The following is a 1,150-nucleotide window of genomic DNA, read 5'->3' on the forward strand; positions in this document are numbered from 1 at the left end:
CAATCGCATTGTTTGACTAGGTTCAGGACGATACGACGGAACAATGCCAGATTCTCAACGGCACCATCCAGAACAATTCGTGAATCGTCTTCTTTAAAGACCACATCAAGAATATAGTGCTGGCTATTTTCAATCCGCCAATGCTGACGAATGTAATATCCCAATGATTTATGCTTGGGCGAAAGGGAACTCACATAATAAGACGTGTCCACCGTTCCTTTGCCATTTTGTGTCCGGTGACGTTCTACTGCGATAATGCTACGAATGGTCGGCCATTTTTCTATTAATTCTGGCGTGAATTGGGGCTTTAACTGAAACACATAACGCTCTTCACGCCGACCATGGGCTTCTTGCTTGACTTCCGTGATAATTTTTTCTTTACCGGCATCAAACACCGCCTGAAATTGCGATTGGACGGCTTTCCACAGATGAGGCTGATTTTTCTTCGCCTGAACAACGACATGGGCTTTCTTTTCGCTGATTTTTTCCAGCGTTTGGCGCTGACAATGCAAGGCATCCAGCGTGACGATGCTGCCTTTCAGGTCAAGGATATCCAACATCTGCCGCACCATACTGATTTCACCGTTTTTCGTGGCGGTGGCTTTCTGGCTCAGGACTAATCCTTGCTCCGTGTCATATGCAGTGACCAGTTGGACGGCGTTTTTCTTTTCATTACGGTAGGCGTGTCGCAGCACTTTTCCATCGAAGGCAATGACCGGTTTCCCTCCCTGTTCACGTTGTTCATTGATCCAGTTGAGTAAAGCCTCCAACAGCGAATCAAGTTCAATAGCGCGCACGATTCTGGCAGCCGTGTGTCGGCGGGGTATTCCACTGAGAAAGGGGCGATATTTTTTCAGCCACTTAATTTTGGCTCGACCATAAGTTTCAATATCTTGCCAACCTTCGGCTCCAGCCAGAATGGCGCTGATGACAAGAAAAATAACATCAATCAGCTCGTACTGACGATTGATATCAGAACGGGTTTCTTTCACAACGGTTAAATGTTCAATCAGGGTCTGGTTCGGATTCATGGGCGGGTATTAAAAAGAAAAATAAGGATAATTAGATCATGTAATTACGGTTCATTCAAGGGGTGTTAAAAAAGTATGCTCGCGCCCTGCTTACATATCAATTAATAACTTTTCGAAAA

Annotated in this window: 1 protein-coding gene; it reads right to left on the minus strand. The window is 45.2% G+C overall.

The window, feature by feature from the left end; all coding sequences use genetic code 11:
- A partial coding sequence (locus ABLA76_RS18225; protein ID WP_348988990.1) for an ISAs1 family transposase occupies window positions 1–1,031 on the minus strand: 1,031 nt, incomplete at its 3' end.
- Window positions 1,032–1,150: the final 119 nt, after the last annotated feature.

This window comes from Xenorhabdus sp. SGI240, from assembly GCF_040081915.1.
Lineage (GTDB): Bacteria > Pseudomonadota > Gammaproteobacteria > Enterobacterales > Enterobacteriaceae > Xenorhabdus > Xenorhabdus bakwenae.